Raw genomic sequence first — 18,973 nt, forward strand, 5'->3', positions numbered from 1 at the left:
GGCTCCCAAGAGCCCATGACCCTGCCCATTCACCGGTGTGACGCTTGACACAGCACCGCAACTGCCCAAAGATGAACCCGCACGCACGTTTGAAGGGAACAAATGTTCACAGCAGCCTCATGGCCCATCGCCGGCAACATGCTCGCCTTCGGAGGCAAGACCTCCGAGGGTGTTCCGGTCTGGCAGGCATCGGTGACCTATTGGTCCGACTGCCTCCGCCAGATGCGCGAACTCGGGTTCGACCACATCGACCCCACCGACGCATGGCTGCCCCTGCAGAAGCTCTCTCCAGCGCGTCTGGAGGAGTTCAAGAAGGTCCTCGCCGACGAGGGCCTCAAGATCTCGTCGATCTCGATGACCCGAAACTCGGTGATCGACCGGGAGCACGGCGAGGCGAACCTCGCCGATGCCCACCGGCTGATCGACATCGCCCCGGAGTTCGGTGCCACCATCGTGAACACCGGCTTCATGCAGGCCCTGACCCCCGCGCAGGAGCAGGCGCTGTGGTTCTGGCTGGCCGAGGGACACCACGACGACCCGGCCCTGCGGCCGCTGGCGGTGGAGCGCATCCGTGAACTCGGAGACCACGCGCAGGCCAACGGCATCGAACTGAGCCTGGAGATGTATGAGGACACCTTCCTCGGCACGGCAGATGAGGCGGTGGCCTTCCACGCCGATGTGAACCACCCCTCGGTCGGCCTCAACCCCGACCTCGGCAACTTCATCCGACTGCATCGACCGATGCCGGCCTACGAGGAGATGTTCGAGAAGGTCCTGCCGCACGCGAACTTCTGGCACATCAAGAACTACACCCGGGATGAAGATCCAGCGGTCGGCGGCTACTCGTCGACGCCGATGCCGCTGAAGTACGGAGTGATCAACTACCGCAAGATCATCCGACGCGCGCTGGAGCTGGGCTACAGCGGCCCGTTCTGCTGCGAGCACTACGGCTCCGACTCCATCGGCGTGTGCGCCGAGAACAGCAGCTACATCCGGCAGATCCTCACCTCGGCGGAGAACTCTCCGCTGCTCGGCGCCACCCAGGCCGAGAGCGGCTGAGCCCCGCGGGTCCACCGGCCCGCTCATCGCGGCTCCACCGCCTCGCTGATCTGCGACCGCACCGTCGATCCACGACCGCGCCGCAAGCGCGCCCGGGTCGGAGCGTTTCCCGACTCGCCGGGCTCCGGAACCACCCCGCACCACGTGAGAACCCACACCTCCCCATGACGAAAGAGATCTGAGACCCATGGCTAGAACCATCAACACTGTCACCGTCGTCGGCGCCGGCTACATGGGCGGCGGCATCGCCCAGTCGCTGGCGCTGGCCGACCTGCAGGTGGAGATCGTCGACGTCGACGTCGAAGCCGCCCGCAAGGGCCTCGCCCGACTCCTGACCGAGGCCCAGGAGTTCGAGGATCAGGGGTTCTACGCCGCCGGGTCCACCGAACGCATCAAGGCGAACCTGACCGCCGGACGCACCCTGGAGGAGGCTGTCGCCCAGGCAGACTTCATCGAGGAGGCGGTGTTCGAGTCTCCCGAGGTCAAGCGGGAGGTGCTGGGGAAGATCTCTGCGCACGCCCGCCCGGACGCGATCATCGGCACCAACACCTCGACCATCCCGGTGCACGTGCTCGTCTCGGCCGTGAAGCACCCGGAGCGCTTCCTCACCGTGCACTTCTCCAACCCCGCCCCCTTCATCCCCGGCGTCGAGCTGGTCTCCGGCGTCGCCACCACCCCGGACGTCGTGGACGCGGTCAAGGACCTGCTGGCCCGCGCCGGCCGTGAGGGTGCAGAGGTCGCCGACACCCCGGGCATGGTGCTCAACCGGCTGCAGTACGCGCTGCTCAAGGAGGCCGCCTCCGTGGTCGAGGAGGGCATCGCCACCGCCGAAGACGTGGACACCGTGGTGCGCACGACCTTCGGCTTCCGACTCGGCTTCTTCGGCCCCTTCGCAATCGCGGACCAGGCCGGGCTCGACGTCTACGGAAACGGCTTCAACACCCTCGCCGAGGCCTACGGCGAGCGTCTTGCCGCGCCGCAGCTGCTCAAGGACAACGTCGACGCCGGACGGCACGGCCTGAAGAACGGCAAGGGCTGGACCGGGGACTTCGACGAGGAGACCAAGGCCGAACTCATCGCCTACCGCAACAAGGCATATGCGCGCATGGGTGACCTGGTGCGCGAGCTCGGACCAGCGCCTAAGGGCAAGAAGTGAACGAGGAACTGACGCTCGCCTTCGAGCTGCCCACGGCGGCGCTGCTGTTCCTGGCGCTGGGCTCCATCATCCTGCTCCTGGTGCTGATCGTGAAGGTCAAGCTCCACGCCTTCTTCTCCCTGATCATCGTCTCGCTGGTCACGGCGCTGGCTGCCGGCATCGCCGTCGAGGACGTCTTGTCCGTGGTGGTCGGCGGCTTCTCGACCACCGTGGGCAATGTGGCGCTGCTCATCGGCTTCGGCGCAGTGCTCGGACGCCTCGTCGAGGTCTCCGGCGGCGCCCAGGTCCTGGCGGACAAGATGCTCAAGACCTTCGGCGAGAAGCGGGCGCCGCTGGCGCTGGCCGTGGCCTCGCTGTTCTACGCCTTCCCGATCTTCCTCGACGCCGGCTTCATCGTGATGCTGCCCGTCATCTACACCGTGGCGCGACGGCTCGGGGGCAGCTTCATGCTCTACGTGCTGCCCTCCATCGGCGCCTTCCTGATGATGCACGCGCTGACCCCGCCGCACCCGGGACCGACGGCGGCCGCCACAGTGATGGGCGCAGACATCGGCCTGGTGCTGATCGTGGCCCTCATGGTCGGGCTCCCGACCTGGTATCTCGCCGGCTACCGGCTGGGACTCGTGATGGCCAAGGGCTACCCGAACTTCCCGGTGCCGAACCTCTTCGGCGAGTCCCGGGTCACCGAGGAGCACGAGCGCCCGGCCTTCGGCACCGTCATCCTGGTGCTGCTGCTGCCCCTGGCGCTGATCTTCTACAACGCGCTGTCCAACACCCTGGCCGCCGATGGACGGATCAGCGAGGACAGCTTCGGCTACGCGCTCTCACAGCTGATCGGACCCACCCCGGTGGCGCTGCTGATCTCCACCCTGATCGCGATGTACCTGCTCTTCATCAGGCCGCGCAAGGGCACCGGCAAGCTCGGCGACGCACTCTCGGACCTGATCGACAACGCACTCGCCCCGGTCTGCTCGATCATCCTGATCACCGGCGCCGGCGGCGCGTTCGGTGCGGTGCTCACCGCCACCGGGATCGGCGGATCCATCGCCGAGGGACTGGACGCCATGGGACTGCCGGTCATCCTGGCCGGCTTCCTGGTCGCCGTGGTCATCCGCATCGCGCAGGGCTCGGCCACCGTGGCGGCGACCACCGCCGGCGGCATCATGGCCCCCGGGGTCATGGAGCTGGGACTCGACGGCTTCGCCCTGGCGGCCCTGGTGGTCGCCATCGTGGCGGGATCGATCACCTTCTCGCACTTCAACGACTCCGGATTCTGGCTGGTGGGCCGCTTCTGCGGCTTCGACACGATCACCACCTTGAAGACCTGGTCCGTCATGGCCACCGCCATCGGATTCATGGCCTTCTTCCTCAGCTGGGGCGTCTACGCCCTCGTCGCCTGAGGACCCACCGCCGAGGCTGACCCGCCGAGGCGCACACAGCGCAGGGCGCGTGCTGAATCATGCGCGCTGCATCACTGGACCGAACGATCACTCGCACTTTGATGAGACAGGGAATGATTTCTATGTGGGGAAGAAAAACAAAGCTGAGCACCGCGGTCCTGGCGGCGGGATCCCTGTTCGGGCTCTCCGCCTGTGGGGGAGGAGGCGACTCGGAGTCCGAGCCGGACGCCTGGGTGCTCAACGGCGGCGTCTGGACCGTCGTGGAGGAGGACTTCGAGGCCTGGAACGAGGAGAACCCCGAACAGGCCTTCACCGTGGAGAGCTTCGCCAACGACATCTACAAGGAACGCATCCGCACCGCGGTGGGTTCCGGCGAAGCGCCCACACTGATCGTCGGCTGGACCGGCGGCGGACTGCTGGAATACGTCGAGGGTGACTACGTCGCCGACATCACCGAGGACACCGAAGAGCTGCGCGAGCGACTCATCGATTCCGTGGTCGCCAACGGCGAGGTCGACGGCGCCACGTATGCGGTGCCGATGAACAATGTGCAGCCGGTGATGATGTATTACAACCAGGAGCTCTTCGACGAGGCCGGCATCGAGGTGCCCACCGACTGGGACGAGCTGCTCGAGGCCGTCGAGGTCTTCCAGGACCAGGGCGTCCACCCCTTCTCGCTCGCGGGCGGCTCGCTCTGGCCCATGCTGATGTGGGCCTCCTATCTGACCGACCGGATCGGCGGGCCCGAGGCCTTCGAGGCCGTGGTGGCGGGGGAGCCCGACGCCTGGTCCCACCCGGCGATCATCGAAGCCATGGAGCGCTGCCAGGAGCTGGTCGACGCCGGAGCCTTCGACCCCGGCTTCGCCTCCGTGGTGGCCGACAACAACGAGGATGCACACCTGGTGGCCGACGGCCTCTCGGCCATGGTCCTGCAGGGGTCCTGGGTCTACTCGCGGCTGCTGGAGGAGAGCCCGGACTTCATGGAGACCGGCAACCTCGGGGTCGCGCCCTTCCCCGCCATCCCCGGTGGCGAGGGGGATCCCAACAGCATCGTCGGCAACCCGGCGAACTTCTGGTCGGTCTCGGCCAACGCCACCGAGGAGGAGCAGCAGGCCGGAGTCGATTACCTCTCCGACTGGCTCTTCAACGATGACTACGTCGACGGCATGCTCGACACCGGCAACATTCCGCCGCTGACCGGGCTCGAGGACAAGATCGCCGAGACCGAGGACCCCGAGTTCCTCAGCTTCGCCTACGACATGGTCCAGGAGGCGCCGAACTTCCAGCTCTCCTGGGACCAGGCAGTCGACCCGAGCCAGGAGCGCGCGCTGCTGGAGAACCTCGGTCAGATCTTCGAGGGAAGCATCACGCCGGAGCAGTTCGCGGACAACATGAATGCCACCCAGCCCGCCGACTGAGGTCTGGCTCGCTTCACTGGCCAGGGGCCTGACCAGCGGTGCAGCCGATGCGCCCGGTCAGGCCGCTGATCAGTGTTTCGCCATGTTGCGCGACTGTGACGGCGGTCATGTGTTGTGTCTTGACACACACCCGGCGGCTATTTAGTCTTACGGCAAGACGAAATACAGATCACAGTCTGCGCCAGGTTCTTTTTCTGGTCCCAGGCAGGGTCTGGTTCGGACTTCGGCGCTGTACTGCTGAGCATTCCCCACCCGGCCGATCCGGACACCTGGGAGGCCTTGGCCATGTACCGGTACAGAGCTGGGGCTCGCCTTGATGAGAAAGGACGCGACGATGCGTAGAACAACTCGAATTGCAGCAGCAGGCCTCGGAGTCACCTCCCTGATGGCCCTCTCGGCCTGCGGCGGCGGCGGAGAAGGCGGCGGCGAAGCCAATGCTGACGCATGGATCCTCACCGGAGGCGGCTGGCCCGCCATCCAGGAAGACTTCGACCGTTGGAACGAAGCCAACGAAGACGCCCAGATCGACATCGAAGCCATCGAGAACGACTCCTACAAGGGTCAGATCCGCACGGCCGTCGGCTCCGGCGAGGCACCCACGCTGATCATGTCCTGGACCGGCGGCGCCCTGCTGGAGTACGCCGAGGAAGAGCGCATCGTCGACCTCAGCGACCACACCGGCGAGCTCGAGTCCCGGGTCTTCGAATCGGTCTGGCAGAACGGCCAGGTCGACGGCAGCACCTACGCGGTGCCGCTGAACGACGTGCAGCCAGTGGTCATGTACTACAACCAGTCGGTCTTCGATGAGGTCGGCGTCGAGATTCCCGAGACCTGGGAAGACGTCGAGGCCGCGATCGAGACCTTCAACGAGAACGACGTCGCACCCTTCTCACTGGCCGGCGGCTCCGTCTGGCCCGCCCTGATGTGGCTGCAGTACCTCACCGATCGCCACGGCGGCGAAGAGGCCTTCCAGGCCGTGGTCGAGGGTGAAGAGGGCGCGTGGGACAACGAGTCCATCCTCTTTGCACTGGAGACCATGCAGGACCTGGGTGAGAACGGCGGCTTCATCGACACCTACAACTCGGTGACCGCGGACCAGAACGAGGATGCCCAGCTGCTGGCAGACGGCCAGGCCGCCATGCTGCTGCAGGGCTCCTGGGTCTATTCCACGATCAACCAGGACTTCCCGGAGTTCGCCGAGTCCGGAGACTTCGGCTTCACCTCCTTCCCGACCCTCGAAGACGGCGCCGGTGATCCCTCGAACATCGTGGGCAACCCTGCCAACTTCTGGTCGGTCTCTGCTGACGCCTCCGAGGAGGAGCAGCAGATCGCGTTCGACTACATCAGCGAGAACCTCTACAACGAGGAGACCGTGACCTCGATGCTGGAGGCCGGCTCCCTGCCGCCGCTGTCCGACATCGAGGACCAGATCGCCGAGACCGAGGACTCAGACTTCCTGCAGTTCTCCAGCGAACTGGTGGGCGAAGCGAACCACTTCCAGCTCTCCTGGGATCAGGCAGTCGCCCCTGAGGTGGCCCAGCCGCTGACGGACAACCTGTCACAGATCCTCCGCGGGGACATCACCCCCGAGCAGTTCGTCGAAGCGATGAACTCCCTCTGATACACCCCTGAAATCGGTTCGGGGCGGCTGATGAAGCCGCCCCGAACCGTTTGCCTTGCACCGACAACCAGGATCTGAATCGAGCCCATGACTGAAACCGCTGCTCGAAGCAGGACGACCGGATTGGGCCATAAGGGACCTTCATTCCTCATGGCGCTGCCCGCTGTCCTGTTCTTCGGAATATTCGCACTGATACCGCTCATCGGAGTGGTCGTGATCTCCTTCATGGAGTGGAACGTTCTGGGCTCTCCCACCTGGGTGGGTCTGAGCAACTGGCAGGCAGTGCTCTTCGACCGGCCCTTCACCTGGACCGCCCTGGGCCTGACGATCACCTTCGTCATCGGCTCCTACCTCTTCCAGGCCCCGGTGGCCCTGCTGCTCGGCGTCTTCATGGCCGGCCAGCAGCGCTACCGCGCCCTGCTCGCGGTCCTCTACTTCCTCCCGCTGCTGTTCTCCTCGGTGGCCGTTGGCCTGACCTTCCAGTCGCTGTTCTCCCCGAACTACGGACTCTCCGCGGCGCTGCCCTTCGAATGGCTCCCCAATGACTGGCTGTCGAACTCCGACCTGGTCATGTGGGTGATGATCTTCGTGGTCGGCTGGTGCTTCGTGCCCTTCCACGGTCTGCTCTACCAGGCAGGCGTGCGCCAGATCCCGCAGTCCATGTACGAGGCCGCCACCATCGACGGTGCCGGCCGGGTCCGCCAGTTCTTCTCGATCACGATCCCGCAGCTGCGCTACACGATCATCACCTCCTCGACGCTGATGCTCGTGGGCTCGCTGACCTACTTCGACCTGATCTTCGTGCTCACCGGCGGCCAGCCCGCCGACGCGGTGCGGATCCTGCCGCTGGACATGTACGTGACCGGCTTCAGCTCATACAACCTCGGCTACGCATCGGTCATCGCAGTGATCCTGGTGGCCATCGGACTGACCCTCTCCTTGGCCCTGAACATCATCTCCGGTTCATCCAAGATGGAGAGCGACAAGGCAGGCGCATGATGACTCACACCGCAAGCACCCAATCCGCGACCCCCGACGCCGGCAAGGCCCTCACCCCCGAGGTGCCCGGCTTCGAGCACCGCGACGTGAAGCAGAACAAGGTCCGCCGCACCGGCGCCCCGGGAGAGAAGCCGAACCTCCTCGGCGGCCTCGGCGGCTGGCTCTGGCTGGCCGTCATCATCCTGCCGATCTACTACATCCTGATCACCTCGTTCCGGACCAGCGAGGACCTGCGCTCCTCCAACCAGCTGCTCCCGACCACCAACCCGACGCTGGCACCGTTCATCAAGGTGATCCAGAACGACTTCTTCCACTACTTCACCAACTCGCTGATCGTGACGCTCTCGACGGTCGCCGTCGTGCTCGCCGTCTCGGTGATGGCCGCGTACTACATCGCCCGGTCCACCACCCTGGGCGGCAGACGGCTGTTCCAGGTCATCCTGCTGGGCATCGCGATCCCGGTGCAGGCCACGATCATCCCGGTGTACTACCTGATCCAGCAGCTGGGTCTCTATGACACCCTGTGGGCGCTGATCCTGCCGCAGATCGCCTTCGCGATCCCGTTGAGCGTGCTGATCATCGTGAACTTCGTCCGCGACATCCCGATGGAGCTCTTCGAGTCGATGAAGGTCGACGGGGCCGGCGAGTGGAAGATCCTCACCGCGCTGGTGCTGCCGATGGCCAAGCCGGCGCTGATGACCGTGGGCATCTACCAGGCGCTGCAGGTCTGGAACGGCTTCCTGTTCCCGCTGGTGCTCACCCAGAGCAGCGACGTCCGGGTCCTGCCGCTCTCGCTGTGGGAGTACAGCGGACAGTTCGGCATCGACGTGCCGGCCACCCTGGCCGCCGTCGTGCTCTCCGCGCTGCCGCTGCTGGTGGTCTACATGCTCGCCCGCCGCCACATCGTGGCCGGGCTGACCGCGGGCTTCGGCAAGTGACCCTCGGCGCCACCCTCTGATCCCCTCAGCGAAGCTGCCGGTCCACCTCGACCGGCAGCTTCGCTGTTCCCCGACTGACCGCGACAGCTGCGCTGCAACCCAAGGAGTTCACAGATGACCAACCAGATCCCAGAACGCATCACCGGCCCATGGAACGACACCTCGCTCTCAGCCGCCGAGCGCGCCGAGGCGCTGCTGGCGCGGATGACGCTGGAGGAGAAGGTCTCCCAGCTCGGCTCGCACTGGGAGATGCGCGAGGATCCGGACACCCAGGGTGAGGTGGCGCCGATGGAGGACGCCATGTCCGCCGGCAAGCTGCCCTTCGAGTCCGAGATCCTCGACGGCGAGGGCCACCTGACCCGCACCTACGGCACTGTGGCCCTGTCCGTGCCCGAGGGCGCCGCGGATCTGCGCCAGCGCCAGGCAGCGGTGGTCGCGGCGAATCGCTTCGGCATCCCCGCGATCGCCCACGAGGAGTGCCTCACCGGATACACCGCCTACCAGGCCACCGTCTACCCGACCTCGCTGGCCTGGGGCGCGACCTTCGACCCGGAGCTGATCGAGGAGATGGCCGCCGCGATCGGCGCCGACATGGCCGCCACCGGCGTCCAGCAGGGACTCTCCCCGGTGCTCGACGTCGTCCGCGACGCGCGCTGGGGCCGGGTGGAGGAGACCATCGGTGAGGACCCCTATGTGATCGGCACGCTGGCCACCGCCTACGTCAAGGGACTGCAGTCTGCAGGGATCATCGCCACGCTGAAGCACTTCGCCGGCTACGCCGCGTCCCGTGCGGCGCGGAACCACGCCCCGGTGCACATGGGCAGGCGCGAGCTGCTCGACATGATCTTCTACCCCTTCGAGCTCGCCGTGCGGGAGGGCAAGGTCGGCTCGGTGATGAACTCCTACGCCGACATCGACGGCGAAGCTCCGGCCGCCTCGCACTGGCTGCTCACCGAGGTGCTGCGCGAGCAGTGGGGCTTCGAGGGCACCGTGGTCGCCGACTACTGGTCGGTCGCGTTCCTGGAGAAGATGCACCACGTGGCCGCCGACCAGGCCGAGGCCGCCCGGCTCGCCGTCTCCGCCGGTCTCGACGTGGAGCTGCCGCACACCGGCGGCTACCGCACGCTGGCCCAGCAGGTCCGGGACGGGCTGCTCGAGGAATCCGTGCTGGACACCTCGCTGCGCCGGGTGCTGCGGCAGAAGGCGGAGCTCGGTCTGCTCGACCGCCGCGAGGGCGACGCCGACTGGGAGCCCAGCATCGACGAGTCGGTGAACCTGGACTCCGAGAGCAACCGCACCCTGGCCCGCACCGTGGCCGCAAAGTCGCTGGTGCTGCTGAAGAACGACGGCGTGCTGCCGGCCACCGCCGACTCGCTGGCGGGCAAGCGGATCGCCGTCGTCGGGCCCTCCGCGGACGAGCCGCGCACCATGATGGGCTGCTACTCCTTCCCCAACCATGTGCTGGCCAAGTACCCCGCCGGGACCTTCCCGCACAAGGGGATCGGCGTGCCGATGCCCTCGGTGCTGGAATCCCTGCGCGAGACCTACTCCGAGGCGGAGGTCACCTACAGCTACGGCGCACCGATCGTGAGCTATGACGACTCCGAGATCGCCGCCGCCGCAGAGTCAGCCGCCGGCGCAGATCTGGCAGTGGTGACCGTCGGCGACCTCGCCGGCATGTTCGGCGCCGGCACCTCCGGCGAAGGCTGCGACGTCGCGGACCTCAAGCTCCCCGGCGCTCAGCACGAGCTGGTCGAAGCGGTGCTCGCCACCGGCACGCCCGTGGTGCTCGTGGTCATCTCCGGACGCCCCTATGCCCTCGGCGGCCTGGCCGAGCGCTGCGCGGCGATCGTGCAGGGCTTCTTCCCCGGTGAAGAGGGCGGCCCCGCCATCGTGGACCTGCTCAGCGGAGCGATCGAGCCCACCGGTCGGCTGCCCATCGGCGTCCCGGTGCACCCGGGCGGACAGCCGGTCGGCTATATCGCGGCACCGCTGGGGCTCAACAGCCAGGGCGTGTCCAACCTCGATCCCACCCCGCTGTACCCCTTCGGCCACGGACTGAGCTACACCACCGTGGAGTACTCGGACCTCACCGTCTCGCAGGCCCAGGTACCGGTCGACGGCGCCGTGGAGGTCTCGGTGACGCTGACCAACACGGGTGAGCGGCCCACCGAGGAGGTCGCCCAGCTCTACTTCGGTGATCGCGTGGCCTCCGTGGCCCGTCCGGTCCGGCAGCTGCTGGGCTACTCCAAGGTGGCGCTGGCCCCGGGGCAGAGCCGCACGGTGACCTTCGAGGTCCACGCCGACCGCTTCGCCTTCACCGGAGTCCACTATCGCCGGATCGTGGAGCCCGGCGCGATCGATCTCTATGCCGGCCCCTCCGTCGGGGAGCTGCCGCTGCAGGCAGAGGTGACCCTGATCGGTGAGGTTCGGGAGATCGCCGGCCAGCGCGTGCTGACCACTCCGGCGCGCGTGAGCTAGGACCCGGCTGCGCAGCACCGCGGCGCGGTGCTCCCCGTGGACACAGACAGGCCCCCGACGCATCGGCGTCGGGGGCCTGTCTGTGTGATGCCTGCTGTGTCCGTGCGGCCCATACCGGCCCGCGGCTCAGTTCTGCTGGACCACCAGGTCCGACTGGATCTGCGCCAGCATCGGGGTCACCGTGCGGGCCAGGAGAAGCAGCAGGAACGAGGCCAGGAACACCGGCAGCCAGTCGGAGACCACCACGATCAGTCCGCCGGTGAGCACGATCATCGAGATGATCCCCAGTGCGGCGAGCGGGGCCGAGGCCGCCCCGTAGAGCGAGACCTTGAACAGGTCTCGGCTGCGGAAGGAGAAGTTCGCGATCACCACCAGCGCGGTCACGGCCGCGATCACCGCGGCGACGCCGATCACGATCCCGGCGACGATGAAGCCGATCCCCACCTGGGCGTAGGCGGCGTTGAAGGCGGCCAGCGCCAGGAGCGCCACGGCGGGGACCCAGATCAGCAGCGACTGGGCCGCACCATCGATGTATCCCTTCCAGAAGCGCAGCCAGGGCACCACGTCGTGGTCTGTGCGCCAGGCATAGATCCCGGCGGTGATGGCGGGTCCGAAGAGCAGCGCGCACACCGCGTAGAGCGGGATGTTGCTCGGGTCGGGTTCGAGCAGGAAGATGCCGATGAGCCCCGGCGCGGTGGCCAGCACGAAACCGAGCTCGATGATCAGCAGCCGGTACACGAAGTTCGTGACCCGGCTGAGCGGGCCGTTGCGATCGATATCCATATAGCTCCAAGGTAGTGCGCCCCGGCCTGTGAAGGGCCGGGGCGCATCGGGGATCCTGCGACTCAGTCCTCGACGACCTCGCCGTCCAGGTTCTCCTGGGCTCGCTGGTAGGCCTCGTTGTGCAGCTCCACGAACTCAGCCATGCCGGAGGATTCCAGCTCTGCGACGAAGGAGTCCCACTCCTCGATGTCGCGCTGGCCCAGGATGAACTGGGCGGTCGCGGTGCGGACCTGGTCGGTGAGCTGGGTCTGGCTGATCGAGGCGCGCTCCCGCTCGAGCTCGTCCAGCGGACGGGCCGGGTCCGGGGTGAGCCGTTCCTTGCTCTCCATGGAGTCACGGAACTCGATGACCTCGTCGCGCAGCATGGACTGGACCAGCTCCGTGGAGGAGCCGTGGGCGAGCATGAAGACGCCGTTGTGGTAGCCGTAGTCGACGTTGAGCTGCTCCTCGCCGTCGGGGTTCAGCCCGTTCATGTCGACGTTCTCCGCAAGCGTGCGGGTGCCGTCCTCATCCTTGGTGTAGGTCTCGCCCTCCACACCCCACTTGCTGAACTCCATGCCCTCATCGGAGTAGTAGAGCCAGTCCAGGAACTGCATCAGGGCGACGAAGTCCTCCTCCTCGGCGACGTCGGCGGAGAGCGCCATGCCGGACTCGAGTCGGCTGGCGTCCACCATGTCGCCGGCGGGGCCGCCAGGCACGCGGATCAGACGCACCTCCATGTCCTCGTCGCCGACCTCCTCGATGGAGGTGCGGTAGGTGAGCAGCTCCTGATCGTTGGCGCCGATCACGGCGGAGCTTCCCGAGGCGAACTTCTGGATGGCCTGGTCATCGTCCTGGGTCAGCGACTCCGAGTCCATCAGGCCCTCCTCCACCAGGCCGGCGAAGTAGGCGAGCAGGTCACGGTACTCGTCCATCGCGCCGGCGTAGACGAACTCGTCTGCCTCGGCGTCGTAGTGCATGCCGTCGCCGTAGCCCCAGCCGGCGCTGGTGCCGAAGTTCGGAGCCGCCACGTTCAGCGTCGCCTCCAGGGGTCCGTTCTCCGACCAGCGGTCGGAGTAGGGGACCATGTCGGGGTAGGCCTCTTCGACCTGGCGCAGCTGATCGGCGAACTCCTCGAAGCTCTCCGGGTCCTCCAGGCCCAGCTCATCCCAGATGTCGCCGCGCACCGCGAAGGAATACTGGTGCTGCGGGTCCTCGAGCAGCCCGGGCAGCACGTAGAACTTGCCGTCCTCCTGGTAGAGCGAGGCGAAGTCCTCCTCCAGCTCCCAGGACTCGATCTTCTCGGTCAGATTGGGCATCAGGTCCAGGTAGTCGCTCACCGGCAGCAGCGCCCCTCCGGCGATGAACTGGGTCTCGTCCCCGGGGTAGGTGATCGGGATGAAGTCCGGGGCGTCGCCGGCGCCGATGACCAGCGCGCGACGCTCCGCCCAGTCCGAGAGCGGGGCGTTGCTGGTCTCCAGCGTCACCCCGTGCTCCTCCTCAAGCTTGGTGATGAACTCCCAGTCGTCCTGGATCGGGTAGTTCGGGTGGTCGCGGTAGAGCAGCGAGAATTCCACCGGCTCGGTGGCGACGAAGGTGTCGCCGGCGGCGAAGTCCTCCATCGCCCCGACCCCGGAGGTCTCCATATCGAGCTCGGCGGCGGCATCGCCCTCACCTTCGGCATCGCCGCCGCAGGAGGCCAGCAGCAGCGCTGATGCGGCCAGCACCGAGGTGACCGGCCAGGCGTGCCGCATGCGTCGACGTCGTCCCTCAGCGGAGCGGGTGACTGGAGTGTTCATGTGCGAGTGTTCCTTTCGTGCCTGACCGAATCGATCATTGATCCGGTGCGAGGTCTGGTGCCGTCGATGGGGCTCGACGGTTCGGGGAAGGGGTCAGGCTTTGACGGATCCGAGCATGATGCCGCGGACGAAGTACTTCTGCAGGAACGGGTAGAGACAGATGATCGGCAGCGTGGTGAGCAGCATCGTCACCGACTGCACGTTGGACGCGATCTGGGTGCCCTCACCTGCGGCTCCGCCCATCTGCTCGGTGCCGGTGGCCCCGGCGAGCAGGTTCCGCAGGTAGACCGTCACCGGGTAGAGCTCGCGCCGGTCCAGGTAGAGGAAGGCCTGGAACCAGGCGTTCCAGAAGCTCACCGCGTAGAAGAGGATCATGGTCGCCATGACGGCCTTCGAGAGCGGGATCACGATCCGCCACAGGATCCCGTAGGTGGTGAGGCCGTCGATCTCGGCGGCCTCCTCCAGCTCCTGGGAGAAGTTCTCGAAGAACGCCTTCATCACCAGCAGGTTGAACACGCTGATCGCGTTGGGCAGCACGATCGCCCAGATCGTATTGGTGAAGCCCATCGCGTTGATCAGCACGTAGTTCGGGATCAGGCCGCCGTTGAAGAACATCGTGAAGACCGCCAGCCCGATGAAGAAGCTGCGCCCCTTGAGGTGCCGCTTGCTCAGCGCATAGGCGAAGCAGGTGGTCAGCACCATCGCGATGGCGGTGGCCACCACGGTGTAGATCACGGTGTTGGCGTAGTTGCGCCAGAACATCGAGTCGCTCATCACCACTTCGAAGGTGGTGACGTTGAAGCCGCGTGGGATCAGGTTGACCTGGCCGGCGTTGATGTAGCCCTCCGAGGAGAACGACTGGGCGATGATGTTCATGAACGGGTACAGCGTCACCAGGCAGATCACGATGATCGCGATGCCGTTGAAGACCCGGAACGCGGAGTAGGACTTCGAGTCCTTGATCTTGATGGTCTGGGTCGGGCGGGACCCGAGGCGCGGATCCTGCTCGACCTTGGTGCCGGGTTCGGCGGGGATGGTCACCACAGCGAGTTACCTCCGAGCTTGCGGGCGATGCCGTTGGCGGACAGGATCAGGACCAGGCCGATGAGCGCCTCGAAGAGGCCGATGGCCGCCGCGTAGGAGAAGTTCGACGAGGTGATGCCCACGCGGTAGACGTAGGTCGCGATGATGTCGGCTGTCTCATAGATCAGCGGGTTATAGAGCAGCAGGACCTTCTCGAAGCCCACCGCCATGAAGGTGCCCACGTTGAGGATCAGCAGCACGATCATGGTCGGGGTGATGCCCGGGATGGTCACGTGCCACATCTGCTTCCACCGGTTGGCGCCGTCGATCCGCGCCGCCTCGTAGAGCTGCGGGTCGATGGTGGTCAGCGCCGCGAGGTAGAGGATGGTTCCCCAGCCCACGGTCTGCCAGACCTCGGAGGTGACATAGACCGTGCGGAACCACTCGGGCAGCTGCATGAACGGCATGCCTTCTCCGCCGAAGGAGCCGATGACCTGGTTGATTGTGCCGTTGACGCTGGTCAGCTGCAGGACCATGCCGGCGACGATCACGATCGACATGAAGTGCGGCAGGTAGGAGATCGACTGCGCGATCCGCTTGAACTTGTTGCTGCGCAGCTCGTTGAACATCAGCGCGAGCACGATCGGCAGCGGGAAGCAGATCGCCAGGGTCAGCGTTCCGAGGATGATCGTGTTCCAGAAGACCCGCCAGAACGTCGGGTCCTGGATGAACATCTCGATGTAGTGCATCCCGACCCACTCGTCACCGAAGATCGAGGATCCGGGACGGAAGCGGCGGAACGCGATCACGTTGCCGGCCATGGGCAGGTACCTGAAGATCAGCAGGAACAGCACCGGCAGGATCAGCAGCGTGTAGAGCCGCCAGTCGGTCTTCAGCGCGTGCTTCCAGGTGTTGGTGTTGTTGGTCCCGGCGTAGCCCTTGCGATTCGCCCGGCGCTGCTTCTTCGGCTTCGTCTCAGGCTCTTTGAACTCGGGCACGACGCCGGCTTCGCGCAGCCCCGGCTGGCTGCTCCCCTCGGTGACACCGATGGCGCTCATGCAGCTCCCCTCAGAGTGATTCAGCTACCCTGCGATGAAAAGACGGACCGTGATCCAGGTCACAAGGTAAGCGGTTTCCTAGAACTTAGTTGCATCACGCACCTTAAGTCAAGGCCATCAGTGGAATAGGTCACATCGCGTCGCCGAAGTCCCCACCAGCGTGGTGAGCGAGACGAGCGGCGGCCGGGTCGGAGAGCGTAGCCGGGGGAGGGTGCCAGGGCGCGAGGGCGCGCGGTGATGCCCCGGAGCCCCCGGGGGTGCGGTCCCGGCCGCAGAGGTGGCGCAGCGGCGCTGAAGGGGTGCTTCCGCGGTGCCCGGTGCTGCGGTGGATCAGGCCAGCTGTGGATCAGACCAGTGGTGGATCGGCCCTGTGGGCTGATCAGCGCTGTGGAGTGCTCGCGCGCAGGACCACCTGGGTGCTGATCGGCAGGCGCACCGGTTCGCGGCCGGATCCCAGCGCCATCCGCACCGCGCTGCGTCCCAGCTCGTGCAGAGGGACGTTCACCGAGGTCATCGCGGGGTTCACATCCTCGGTGAGCCCGACGTTGTCGAATCCGGCCAGCGAGATGTCCGCCCCGACGCTGTGCCCGTGGTCCCGGATGGCGGTGGCGGCGCCGAAGGCCATCATGTCGGAGGTGGCGAAGACGGTGTCCAGCGGTGCGCCGAGGTCCTTGTGCCGGTGCAGCAGCTCGTGCATGCCCACGTAGCCGCCGTCGCGGGTGAACTCGGTCTCCACGATCGCGTCATCGGTCAGGGTCAGGCCGCGCTCGGCCAGGCCGGTGCGGAACCCGTCGATCCGGTCGGCGTTGGTCTGCAGGGTCACCCGTCCAGAGACCACCCCGAAGTGCCTGCCGCCGCGATCGACCAGCGCGTGCGCGAGCTTCCGGGCGCCGTCGTGGTTCTGGATGTCCACCAGGTCGAAGGGGGAGGGGCCCTGGGAGATCACGACGACGCGCCCGCCGGTCTCGGCGTAGGTGCGCAGCTGCCCGGTGAACTCCTGTGCGTGGGTGTTCTCCTCATCCCGCGAGCCCGCGACGATGATGGCCTGGGGCCGCTGGCTGCGGAAGGTGCGCAGTATCTGGAGCTCCCGCGCGGGGCTGCGCTCCGAGGCCGCCATCGTGACCATCAGCGCAGCCTCGCTGGCACCCGCCATGATGCCCGCAGCGATAGCGCTGAAGTAGGGGTCGGCGATGTCGCTGAGCAGCACTGCCACGGTGGGGGAGGCGCCCTTGGCCACCGTCTGCGCGGAGAGGTTCGGCAGGTAGCCGAGCTCCTCCGCGATGCGCTTCACCCGGACGGCGATGTCCTCGCTGACCCGGCGTGAGCTGCCGTTGATCGCGCGCGACGCGGTCGCGGTGGAGACGCCGGCCGCACGTGCCACCTCGGTGAGGGTCACCTGGTGCTGCTGGGCTGCCATGCGGGTCCTTCCTGCTCAGCGCGTCAGCGACAGCGGCGTCTGTGACGCCGCGACGAGCTGCGCAGCGGCTGTGACCGGCATGGACACCGGCCACAGCCGGGCCGGATCACAGACAGTGTGCCACGGGTCGGGGTTCCAGACCAGAGCAGTTGCACAGACCGCGGGGCAGAGCCGCTGAGCAGGGGCGCTGGGCAGCGCCACTGCTCAGCCGAGCATCAGTGCTTCTCGGCGATGAGTCCCCGCCGGGCTGCGTAGGCCTGACGCACCTCCGGGGTCGGGGTGCCGGTGATCGTCTGGGTCTCCACCGTGGACCATGCGGGCGGCTTGGCCTCCCCGGAGAGCACCCAGGCGGCCTGGCGGGCGGCGCCGTCGGCCACGTACTCGCCCGGAGCCGGGACGCTGACCTCGCGGCCCAGGATCGCCGGAGCGATCTGCTGGACGGCCGCAGAACGGGCGGCGCCGCCGATCAGCGTGATCGACTCCACCGGAACTCCCTGCGAGGTCATCGCCTCCAGGCCGTCGGCCAGGCCGCAGAGCAGTCCCTCCACGGCCGCGCGGGCCACGTCCTGCGGGTTCATCGAGGCCAGGGTGAGTCCGACGAAGGATCCGGTGGCGTGGGGCAGGTTCGGGGTGCGCTCGCCCTCGAGATAGGGAACCAGGGTCAGCCCATTGGCGCCGGGCTGCGCCGCGAGGGCCAGCTCGGCCAGCCCCGCGTGGTCCACCCCGAGCATCTTCGCCGCGCCGTCGAGCACGCGGGACCCGTTGAGGGTCACCGCCAGCGGCAGGAACTCCCCGGTCGCGTCGGCGAAGCCGGTGACCATCCCTGACGGATCCTGGATCGGCCGGGGAGAGACCGCGGAGACCACGCCGGAGGTGCCGATGGAGATCGCGACGTCACCGGTGCTCATCCCCAGGCCCAGGGCGGCAGCGGCGTTGTCGCCGGCGCCGGGTCCCAGCAGCAGGTGCCCCCAGCCGCGGGCGGCGTCACCGCTGCCCACCTGTTCAGCAGGTCCGCAGACCCGGGGCAGGATGATGCCGCGGGCGGCGTCCTCGGTGATCCGCAGCGCGCGGGCCAGCAGATCGTAGCGGTAGCTGCCCGCGGCGGTGTCGAAGTAGCCGGTGCCTGAGGCATCGGAGCGATCCGTGGCCAGCTCATCGAGCTCGGTGGATCCCGAGAGCTTCCAGGTCAACCAGTCATGGGGGAGTGCGACGGCGGCCACGCGGCCGGCGTTCTCCGGCTCGGCGTCGGCGAGCCAGCGCAGCTTGGTCACGGTCAGCGAGGCCACCGGGACCGAGCCGGTCATCGCGGTCCAGGCCGCGGCCCCGTCGGTCCCGCCGCCGTATTCGTCGATCAGCTCCGCTGCGGCATCGGCGGAGCGGGTGTCGTTCCAGAGCAGCGCGTCACGGATCACCGCGCCCTGCGCGTCGAGGGCGACCATCCCGTGCTGCTGGCCGCCGATCGAGGCCGCAGCGACGTCGTCGAGCCCGCCTGCGGCCGTGATGGCCTCCAGGAGAGCGTCCCACCAGGCGGCCGGGGCGACCTCGGTGCCCTCGGGGTGCTTCGCGGAGCCGGTGCGCACCAGCTCTCCGGTGTGCGCGTCGCGGATGACGACCTTGCAGGACTGTGTGGAGGAATCGATTCCTGCGACCAGAGTGGGCATGCGGTGTCCTTTCGTCGCCCGGGCCGGGCCGCCCTCTTCAGGGTCGGCCGGGGAGACCCGCGGGCGGAGCTGGCGGGGGATGGTCTTGGAGGTTTTTCGAGAATCTCACAGCGGTGGCCGGCCGCCCCAGTTTCCTGGTGCGACCGGCCACATGATGAGGCTCAAGCTGTTCGACCGAGGC

14 protein-coding genes are annotated in these 18,973 nt (G+C 67.2%); 8 read left to right on the forward strand and 6 right to left on the reverse strand.

What is annotated here, in order from left to right; translation table 11 throughout:
* The first annotated feature begins 102 nt into the window (after positions 1-102).
* The 8 genes from BCL67_RS04215 (at position 103) to BCL67_RS04250 (ending at position 11,072) form a co-directional block, all read left to right on the forward strand.
* Complete coding sequence (locus BCL67_RS04215) at positions 103-1,059, forward strand: sugar phosphate isomerase/epimerase family protein (RefSeq protein WP_106122209.1); 957 nt, start codon at positions 103-105, stop codon at positions 1,057-1,059.
* A 187-nt stretch (positions 1,060-1,246) separates the two neighbouring features.
* Entirely contained in the window at positions 1,247-2,215 is a 969-nt protein-coding gene (locus BCL67_RS04220) for a 3-hydroxyacyl-CoA dehydrogenase family protein (RefSeq protein ID WP_106122210.1), read from the forward strand.
* Entirely contained in the window at positions 2,212-3,615 is a 1,404-nt protein-coding gene (locus tag BCL67_RS04225; RefSeq protein WP_106122211.1) for a GntP family permease, read from the forward strand. The genes BCL67_RS04220 and BCL67_RS04225 overlap by 4 nt, the downstream gene beginning before the upstream one ends.
* A 122-nt stretch (positions 3,616-3,737) precedes the next feature.
* Positions 3,738-5,033 carry an extracellular solute-binding protein gene (locus tag BCL67_RS04230; RefSeq protein WP_106122212.1) on the forward strand — a complete coding sequence of 432 codons (1,296 nt, stop codon included), beginning with the start codon at positions 3,738-3,740 and terminating at the stop codon, positions 5,031-5,033.
* Between the two features lie 334 nt (positions 5,034-5,367).
* Positions 5,368-6,654 carry an extracellular solute-binding protein gene (locus BCL67_RS04235; RefSeq protein ID WP_106122213.1) on the forward strand — a complete coding sequence of 429 codons (1,287 nt, stop codon included), beginning with the start codon at positions 5,368-5,370 and terminating at the stop codon, positions 6,652-6,654.
* 150 nt (positions 6,655-6,804) lie between these two features.
* A complete protein-coding gene (locus BCL67_RS04240) occupies positions 6,805-7,653 on the forward strand; it encodes a carbohydrate ABC transporter permease (protein ID WP_106122214.1) in 849 nt (282 codons plus the stop codon).
* Positions 7,650-8,591, forward strand: coding sequence for a carbohydrate ABC transporter permease (locus tag BCL67_RS04245; protein ID WP_258174749.1), 942 nt, complete (start codon positions 7,650-7,652; stop codon positions 8,589-8,591). The genes BCL67_RS04240 and BCL67_RS04245 overlap by 4 nt, the downstream gene beginning before the upstream one ends.
* A 114-nt stretch (positions 8,592-8,705) precedes the next feature.
* Positions 8,706-11,072 (forward strand): glycoside hydrolase family 3 N-terminal domain-containing protein, encoded by a 2,367-nt coding sequence (locus tag BCL67_RS04250; RefSeq protein ID WP_106122215.1) that lies wholly within the window; start codon positions 8,706-8,708, stop codon positions 11,070-11,072.
* A 126-nt stretch (positions 11,073-11,198) separates the two neighbouring features.
* Here the strand turns inward: BCL67_RS04250 and BCL67_RS04255 are convergent, their stop codons facing one another.
* The 6 genes from BCL67_RS04255 to xylB form a co-directional block, all read right to left on the reverse strand.
* Positions 11,199-11,855, reverse strand: a complete 657-nt coding sequence (locus BCL67_RS04255; RefSeq protein ID WP_106122216.1) for a hypothetical protein — start codon at positions 11,853-11,855, stop codon at positions 11,199-11,201.
* Between the two features lie 62 nt (positions 11,856-11,917).
* Positions 11,918-13,633, reverse strand: a complete 1,716-nt coding sequence (locus BCL67_RS04260; RefSeq protein ID WP_258174750.1) for an ABC transporter substrate-binding protein — start codon at positions 13,631-13,633, stop codon at positions 11,918-11,920.
* A 93-nt stretch (positions 13,634-13,726) separates the two neighbouring features.
* Positions 13,727-14,596 carry a carbohydrate ABC transporter permease gene (locus tag BCL67_RS04265; protein WP_374955625.1) on the reverse strand — a complete coding sequence of 290 codons (870 nt, stop codon included), beginning with the start codon at positions 14,594-14,596 and terminating at the stop codon, positions 13,727-13,729.
* A gap of 74 nt (positions 14,597-14,670) precedes the next feature.
* On the reverse strand, positions 14,671-15,714 hold the full coding sequence (locus BCL67_RS04270) for an ABC transporter permease (RefSeq protein ID WP_106122217.1): 1,044 nt from the start codon (positions 15,712-15,714) through the stop codon (positions 14,671-14,673).
* A gap of 379 nt (positions 15,715-16,093) precedes the next feature.
* Positions 16,094-17,131, reverse strand: a complete 1,038-nt coding sequence (locus BCL67_RS04275; RefSeq protein WP_106122218.1) for a LacI family DNA-binding transcriptional regulator — start codon at positions 17,129-17,131, stop codon at positions 16,094-16,096.
* 215 nt (positions 17,132-17,346) lie between these two features.
* Positions 17,347-18,792 (reverse strand): xylulokinase, encoded by a 1,446-nt coding sequence (xylB, locus tag BCL67_RS04280; RefSeq protein WP_106122219.1) that lies wholly within the window; start codon positions 18,790-18,792, stop codon positions 17,347-17,349.
* Between the last annotated feature and the right edge of the window lie 181 nt (positions 18,793-18,973).

Source organism: Nesterenkonia sandarakina (assembly GCF_003003175.1).
GTDB classification, from domain to species: domain Bacteria; phylum Actinomycetota; class Actinomycetes; order Actinomycetales; family Micrococcaceae; genus Nesterenkonia; species Nesterenkonia sandarakina_A.